Origin of the sequence: Nocardioides epinepheli, from assembly GCF_037936805.1 — a bacterium.
GTDB lineage: Bacteria > Actinomycetota > Actinomycetes > Propionibacteriales > Nocardioidaceae > Nocardioides.
Genome location: NZ_JBBMMC010000021.1, coordinates 1 through 3,567, shown reverse-complemented (window position 1 = coordinate 3,567; position 3,567 = coordinate 1). Strand labels below are relative to the sequence as shown.

Annotated in this window: 1 protein-coding gene; it reads left to right on the top strand. The window is 70.3% G+C overall.

Annotation, left to right across the window (positions count from 1 at the left end; translation table 11 throughout):
- Nucleotides 1-3,266: CLIPPER-2 domain-containing protein (locus WMR31_RS20810; protein ID WP_340540817.1), on the top strand; the 3,266-nt coding region annotated here is incomplete at its 5' end.
- Nucleotides 3,267-3,567 lie beyond the last annotated feature (301 nt).

The window sequence follows — 3,567 nt, the reverse complement described above, 5'->3', positions numbered from 1 at the left end:
AGATCACCTACTCCTTCACCGTCACCAACACCGGCAACGTGCCGCTGAGCTCGGTGCGGGTCGATGACCCGAAGCTGACGAACGTGGTGTGCACTCCGACCACGCTGGCGCCCGGCGCGGTGGCCAACTGCACGGCCGACCCGTATGTGGTGACGGCGGCTGATGAGGCCGCCGGCACGGTGGTGAACACCGCGACCGCGCACGGCACCCCGCCGGCGGGTCCGGGTGTTCCGGCCGAGGTGACCGACACCGATACCACCACGACGCCGATCGACACTCCGTCGATCGCGTTGGACAAGCAGGTCGCCTCGATCGAGGACGTCAACGACTCGGGTCTGGTCGATGCGGGTGATGAGATCACCTACACCTTCACCGTGACCAACACCGGGAACGTGACCTTGGACCCGGTCCAGGTCAACGACCCGCTGGTCGGTGCGGTGACCTGCTCTCCGAACGCGTTGGCGCCGACGGAGTCGGTCACCTGCACCGCCGCCCCCTACGTCATCCAGCCCGGCGATCAGGGCGGCACCGTGGTGAACACCGCCACCGCGACCGGTACCCCGCCCCGCGGCCCGGACGTCTCGGCCACCGACTCCACCACCACCACGGTCCAGACCCCCGGCCCGGCGATCCAGATCGACAAGTCGGTGGCGGGCATCGCTGACACCAATGGTTCGGGTCTGACCGATGCGGGTGACGAGATCACCTACACCTTCACCGTCACCAACACCGGCAACGTGCCGCTCTCGCAGGTCGAGGTCGACGACCCCCTGCTGGGTGCGGACGCGGTGACCTGCACCCCGACCTCGCTGGCTCCCGGTGGAGTGGCCACGTGCACGGCCGACCCGTACACGATCAAGCAGTCCGACCAGGGCACCACGCTGGTCAACACCGCGACCGCCACCGGCACCCCGCCGGCCGGCCCCGGTGTTCCGCCCGAGGTGACCGACACCGACACGACGTCGACGCCGATCTCGACGCCGGCCCCATCCATCGAGCTGCAGAAGTCGGTCGCCGGGATCGACGACGTCGACGGCTCGGGCGTCACCGACACCGGCGACCTGATCACCTACTCGTTCACCGTGACCAACACCGGCAACGTGCCGCTGAGCTCGGTGCGGGTCGACGACCCGAAGCTGGACAACGTGGTCTGCACACCGACCACGCTGGCACCCGGCGCCACGGCGACGTGCACCGCCGACCCGTACGAAGTGACCGCGGCCGACGAGACCGCCGGCACGGTCGTGAACACCGCGACCGCGCACGGCACTCCGCCGACCGGCCCGGGAGTCCCCAACGACGTCACCGACGACGACACCACCACGACCGACGTCGACACCCCGTCGATCTCGCTGGTCAAGCAGGTCGCCTCGATCGACGACGTCAACGACTCCGGTCTGGTCGACGCCGGTGACGAGGTCACCTACACCTTCACCGTCACTAACACCGGCAACGTGACCCTCGACCCGGTCCAGGTCGACGACCCGATGCTCGGCACCGTGACGTGCTCGCCGAACGCGCTGGCGCCGACGGAGTCGGTGACCTGCACGGCGGCGCCGTACACGATCAAGCAGTCCGACCAGGGAACGAACCTGGTCAACACCGCCACCGTCACCGGCACCCCGCCGCGGGGCCCCGACGTGAAGGACAGCTCCTCGACCTCGACCCCGGTCTCGACGCCGGCGCCGTCGGTCCAGCTGGACAAGTCCGTGGTGGGCATCGACGACGTGAACGGCTCCGGGTTCACCGATGCTGGTGACCTGATCACCTACTCGTTCACGGTCACGAACACCGGGAACGTGCCGCTCTCGCAGGTCGAGGTCGATGACCCGAAGCTGGACAACGTGGTCTGCACTCCGACCACGCTGGCGCCCGGAGCGGTGGCCAACTGCACGGCGGACCCGTACGAGGTCACCGCAGCCGACGAGACCGCCGGCACGGTGGTGAACACCGCGACCGCGCACGGCACCCCGCCGACCGGCCCCGGGGTCCCGACCGAGGTGACCGACACCGACACCGAGACCACCGAGATCGACACCCCGTCGATCGCGCTGGACAAGCAGGTCGCCGGAGTCGACGACACCAACGGCTCCGGCCTGGTCGACGCCGGTGACCAGATCCGGTACACCTTCACCGTCACCAACACCGGCAACGTGACCCTCGACCCGGTCCGGGTCACCGACCCGCTGCTCGGCGCGGTGACCTGCGCACCGACCGCGCTCGCCCCGACCGAATCGGCGACGTGTACGGCGGCGCCGTACACGATCACCGCGGCCGACGAGGGCGGCACCGTGGTCAACACCGCCACCGCGACCGGCACCCCGCCACGCGGCCCGGACGTGTCCTCCACCGACTCGACCACCACGACCGTCGGCACGCCCGCGCCCGCGATCGAGCTGGTGAAGTCGGTCGCGAACATCGAGGACACCAACGACTCCGGTCTGGTCGACGCCGGTGACGAGATCACCTACGCGTTCACCGTCACCAACACCGGCAACGTGCCGGTGCGCGGCGTCGACGTCGTCGACCCGATGCTCGAGGCAGCCGGGATCGCCATCACCTGTTCCCCGACGACGCTCGCGCCGGGGGAGAAGGCGACCTGCACCGTCGACGGCCCGTATGTGATCACCGCCGCCGACGTGCGCGCGGGCGAGGTCGTCAACGTCGCCCACGCGACCGGTGAGGACATCGACGGCGAGCCCGTCACCAGCGCCGACGACTCCGCGACCGTCGCGACCGACGACGCTCCTCCGGGCATCGCGTTGGTCAAGCGCGCCACGCTCCTCGACAAGGACGGCGACGAGAAGGCCGATGCGGGCGAGAAGATCCGCTACACCTTCAAGGTGACCAACACCGGCGGCGTCAAGCTCACCGGCATCGAGATCGACGACCCGATGCTCGACGCGGCCGGCGTCACGATCACCTGCAAGAAGACGACGCTGGCGCCCGGTGAGAGCACCACCTGCCGTGCCGTCTACACCGTCACCGCCGCCGACGTCCGCGACGATAAGGGGATCCGCAACGTCGCGACCGCCTCGGGCGACTCGGTCGTCGGCACCCAGGTCGACAGCGACGAGTCGACGGTGATCGTGCCGGTCGACGAGGCGGACTCCGGCGGCCCGAACGGGCCCGGGCCCGAGGGTCCTGACGGCCCCGACGGCTGGCTTCCGAACACCGGTGGCCCGGCCCTCGCGCTGCTGCTCCTCGGCCTGCTGCTCACCGCCGGCGGCGCGCTGCTGCTGATCCGCCGCCGTCGCCAGGCCTGACGCGCCCTGCTTGCTCAACCTCCGGGCGCCCGGAGGTTGAGCAAGCCAGCGCTCGTTGATTGATCGAACCCCGGCGACCGTCCGGACCGGCCTCGGCCGGAGGTTGAGCAAGCGAGCGCCAGCGAGACCCCGGCGACCGTCCGCACCGGCCTCGGCCGGAGGTTGAGCAAGCGAGCGCCAGCGAGCGCCGACGAAACCCCGGCAACCGGCGCTGCCAGGGTTCCCGAGGTCGGTTGGGAGGTTTCGTCGGCGGCCGACTGTCAGGCGGGCTCGTTCCTCGCCCTCCCGGCTTGCTCAACCT